Genomic DNA, 4,578 nt, shown 5'->3' with positions numbered 1-4,578 from the left:
GCGGGGGGATGTGCGTACTCGCCATCCCTGCGCCGCGTCGGATGTTTCTGGGTGTCAGGGTTGGCTCGGTGCTCCGTGCGCACATCCCCCCGCGTCCCCTCCGGCGCGCTCGCGGGTGCCGGGGAGTGCGTTGCGACGGTGGTTGTGGCGGCGGAGGCTGCGGCCGTGGTGGTGGGCTTCTCGGGCAAGCTCGCCGGTTGGGGCGTCGGGGTCGTCTCGGAAGGGCGCGAGAGCAGTTCCTGGGGTATCAGGAGGAGTACGCCCGTGCCGCCTCGTGCCGACGGGCGGAACGACACCGTCAGGCCGTGTTTGCGGGCCAGCCTGCCGACCACCGCTAGTCCGAGCCGGGTGCCGGAGAGGCCGCTGAGGCCCTTGGTCTCGCCGGACACGGCCTGCTCGGCGCGGCGCTGCTGCACGGCGCCCATCACCAGGCCGCTGTCCTCGACGGAGACGATGACGCCGGCCGCGACCTCCTCGATGTAGACGTGCACTTCGGAGGTGGGCGGCGAGAAGTTGGCGGCGTTGTCGAGGAGTTCGGCGAGGGCGTGCATGACGCCCTCGGCGGCGTGGCCCGCGACGGCGACCTCGCTGGCCGAGTGGACGCGCACGCGCTGGTAGCCGCCGATGCGGCCCATCGCGCCGCGCAGGATCGACTCCATGACGATGGGCCTGGCCCAGCGGCGGCCCGAGCGGGCGCCGGTGAGCACGGCCACCGAGTCGGCGATGCGGCCCGCCTGTGCGGTCCTGTGGTCGAGGTGGAGGAGGTCGGTGAGGACGTCCTCGTCCGCGTGCCTGCCCTCCATCTCGCGCAGGTCGGCGAGCATGCCGGTGGCCAGGGCCTGCATGCGGCCCGCGGCGTTGGCACTGGCGGCGAGGGCGGCGGCGCGCTCGGACTCGGCCGCGCGGGCGCGGACGGTCAGTTCGTTGCGCTCACGGACGAAGTGCTCGGTGAGGGCGGTCCGCTCGCGGGCGAACTCCTCGGCACGGGCGGCCTGTTCCTGTACGAGCCGTCCGGCGTCCTGCTGGACGGCCTCGACGCGGCGGCGCAGCAGGGCGTTGGCGCGGACGGAGTGGAAGGCGAGCGTCACGGCGGCGCTCAGCGCGACGGACGCGGCACCGGATCCCCAGGCCAGGGGGGTCCGCACGGAGCCGGGCGCGAGGGCGGCGGCGGCTCCGGTGAGTGCCGCTGTGACCAGGGCACTGGCCAGCAGGACGAGCGCGGTCGGGCGCAGCGGAGGTTGCTCCGTCCCGGGGCGCGCTAGGGGGGTTGGCGCGGTCATCAATCGGGGGTCCTAGATCGGAAGCGACACACTCTGCTCAAGTCGGGATCACTATAGGAGAGTTAGTGACCGAGTTGGGAATCTTCCCGTCCGGATCGTGAAAAAACGGGTGAGGCGGGGTGTCCGGAAGGGGCCCCTGCGGGGGCATCCTGGACGGCATGAGCGATCTCGACGCCGACCCCGGCGGCCCGACGCGGAACCGGGGAGACCAGGAGAGGGCGGGCCGGGAGGCGGCCGACCCGGACGGGTTCGCGCGGGATCTGCGCGCCGCCGTGCGCGGTGAGGTGGACCTCTCCGTCACCGCACGGGCCCTGCACACCATGGACGCCTCCAACTACCGCCGGGTGCCCGCCGCGGTGGTCGCCCCGCGCGACGCCGACGACGTGGCCGCGGCCCTCGCGGTCTGCCGCCAGCACGACGTGCCGGTGGTCCCGCGCGGCGCGGGCACCTCGATCGCCGGACAGGCCACGGGAGTCGGCGTCGTCCTCGACTTCACCCGCCACATGAACCGCATCGTCTCCCTCGACCCGGGGGAACGCACCGCCGTCGTCCAGCCGGGCGTCGTCCTGGACGACCTGCGCTCCGCCGCCGCCCCGCACGGCCTCACCTTCGGCCCCGACCCCTCCACCCACAGCCGCTGCACCCTCGGCGGCATGATCGGCAACAACTCCTGCGGCTCGCACTCGGTCGCCTGGGGCACCACCGCCGACAACGTCGCGGCCCTCTCCGTGGTCGACGGCGCGGGCACGCCCCGCCGCCTGGCCCGGGGCTGGGACGCCGCCCCCGAAGGACTGCGCCCCCTGGTCGACGGCGACCTCGCGCTCCTGCGCACCGGCTTCCCCGACCTGCCCCGCCGCATCTCCGGATACGCCCTGGACGCGCTGCTCCCCGAGAACGGCACGGACCTCGCCCGCGCCTTCTGCGGCTCGGAGGGCACGCTCGGCGTCCTCACCGAAGCCGACGTACGCCTCGTCGAAGCGCCCCGCGCGCGGGCGCTCGCCGTGCTCGGCTACGGCGACGAGAGCGCGGCGGCCGAAGCGGCCGCCGGACTGCTCCCGCACGGCCCGCTGACCGTCGAGGGCATGGCCGCCGACCTCGTGCGCGAGACCTCGCAGAAGAGCGGACTGCCCAAGGGCGGCGCCTGGCTCTTCGTCGAGACGGGCGGCTCGAGCCCGGCCGAGGCACGCGCGCACGCGGAGACGATCGTGCGGGCGGCCGACGTCCTCGACGCGGTGGTCGTCGACGACCCGGCGGGGCAGCGGGCGCTGTGGCGCGTACGGGAGGACGCCAGCGGCACGGCGACGCGCATGGCCGACGGCAGCGAGGCGTGGCCCGGCTGGGAGGACTGCGCGGTGCCGCCCGCCCGGCTCGGCGCCTACCTCAGGGACTTCAGGGCGCTGCTCACCGACCACGATCTGCGCGGCACGCCGTACGGGCACTTCGGGGACGGCTGCATCCACGTGCGCATCGACTTCGACCTCCTCACCCGGCAGGGCGTCGCCCGCTTCCGCGGCTTCTCCGAGGAGCTCGCGGAGCTCGTCGTCGCGCACGGCGGCTCGCTCTCCGGCGAACACGGCGACGGGCAGGCCCGCGCGGAGCTCCTGCCCAAGATGTACGGTCCCGAACTCGTCGGCCTCTTCGAGCGCGTGAAGGACGTCTGGGACCCGGCGGACCTGCTCAACCCCGGCATGCTCGTGCGGCCCGCGCCCCTCGACGCCGACCTGCGCTTCGCGCCCCTGCCGCGCGAACCGGTCGACGTGGTCTTCGGCTACCCGCACGACGGCGGGGACTTCTCGGCGGCGGTCAGGCGGTGCGTCGGCGTCGCCAAGTGCCGTACCGCGTCGCCGGGCTCCCCGACCGGCGTGATGTGCCCGTCCTTCCGCGTCACGGGCGAGGAGGAGCACTCCACGCGCGGCCGCGCGCGGCTGCTGCACGAGATGCTCGCCGGTGAGGTGGTGACCGACGGCTGGCGCTCGACGGAGGTCAAGGACGCCCTCGACCTCTGCCTGTCCTGCAAGGGCTGCCGCTCGGACTGCCCGGTGGGCGTCGACATGGCCACGTACAAGGCGGAGTTCCTGCACCACCACTACGAAGGCCGCCGCAGGCCCGCCGCCCACTACACGATGGGCCGCCTGCCGCGCTGGCTGCGGGCGGTGGCGGCGACCCGCACGGCGGGGATCGTCAACGTCCTCGCCCGCGTCGGCCCGTTGGCCGCGCTCGGCAAGCGGCTCGGCGGGATCGCCGCGGAGCGGGCGGTGCCGGAGGTGGCGCCGCGGACGTTCCGGCAGTGGTGGCGGAAGCGGCCGCGCGGCGGCGGCCGCCCCGATGCCGTGCCCGGCCGCCCCGACGTCGTGCTCTGGCCCGACACCTTCACCGACCACCTCTCCCCGGCGGTGGGGCAGGCCGCGGTGGCGGTACTTGAGGACGCCGGACTCACCGTCGCGGTGCCGCCGCGCGGGGTGTGCTGCGGGCTGACGTACGTGTCGACGGGGCAGCTCGACCACGCCCGCGCCGTGCTGCGCACCACCCTGGACCGGATGGAGCCGCTCCTGGACGCGGGCACACCGGTCGTCGTCCTGGAGCCGAGCTGCGCCGCGGCGCTCCGGACGGACCTGGCCGAACTGCTCGGCGACGACCCCCGCGCGGGCCGTCTCGCCGCGTCGGTCCGCACGTTCGCCCAGGCCGTCGAGGAGCTGGCCCCCCAGTGGCAGCCACCGCACGTCGGCCGCCCCGCCGTCGGCCAGACCCACTGCCACCAGCACGCGGTCCTCGGCGACGCGGCGGAGCGCCGCCTGCGGGCGAAGGCGGGCCTGACGGGCGAGTTGAGCGGCGGCTGCTGCGGGCTCGCCGGGAACTTCGGGTTCGAGCAGGGGCACTACGACGTCTCGAAGGCCTGCGCCGAGGAACAACTGCTGCCCTCGGTGGCGGCAGCCGACGCGGACGCGGTGGTCCTGGCCGACGGCTTCTCCTGCCGAACCCAGCTGGAGCAGCTGGCCGGGGTGCGGGGACGGCACCTGGCGGAGATCCTCGCGGAGGGCATCGCGACGGACGGACCGGCGCACCGCCGCCCGGACCGTGACCGGACCCGGGACCAAAGTCCCGACGACAGGTGACCTTTGCGGAGGCGGGACGGTGTCCGGTTGAGGCAGGATCGGCATGGTTCATGATCATCTGCCGAGGCGTCAGCTGAGCTGCGCCCGCGAGAAGTCAGGTGTGCCACCGTGCCGAAAGAGCCGCAGGAACCCGCAGCGCCGAGGGGCGCCGCGGTGTCGGGTGAGGTCGCGGAGTCGGGGGCGGG

General features: G+C 74.9%; 2 protein-coding genes. One reads left to right on the top strand and one right to left on the bottom strand.

Going from position 1 to position 4,578, the window contains the following annotated elements:
- A partial coding sequence (locus tag AOK03_RS36730; RefSeq protein ID WP_107098204.1) for an ATP-binding protein occupies nt 1-1,280 on the bottom strand: 1,280 nt, incomplete at its 3' end.
- Nucleotides 1,281-1,600: 320 nt separating this feature from the next.
- Between AOK03_RS36730 and AOK03_RS36725 the strand changes: the two genes are divergently transcribed.
- Entirely contained in the window at nt 1,601-4,393 is a 2,793-nt protein-coding gene (locus AOK03_RS36725) for an FAD-binding and (Fe-S)-binding domain-containing protein (RefSeq protein ID WP_244177892.1), read from the top strand.
- Nucleotides 4,394-4,578 lie beyond the last annotated feature (185 nt).

It is taken from the genome of Streptomyces atriruber (assembly GCF_001418325.1).
In the GTDB taxonomy this organism is placed as follows: Bacteria; Actinomycetota; Actinomycetes; order Streptomycetales; family Streptomycetaceae; genus Streptomyces; species Streptomyces atriruber.
Note: the sequence above shows the minus strand (reverse complement) of the source record. Positions and strands in the feature narration are given on the sequence as shown.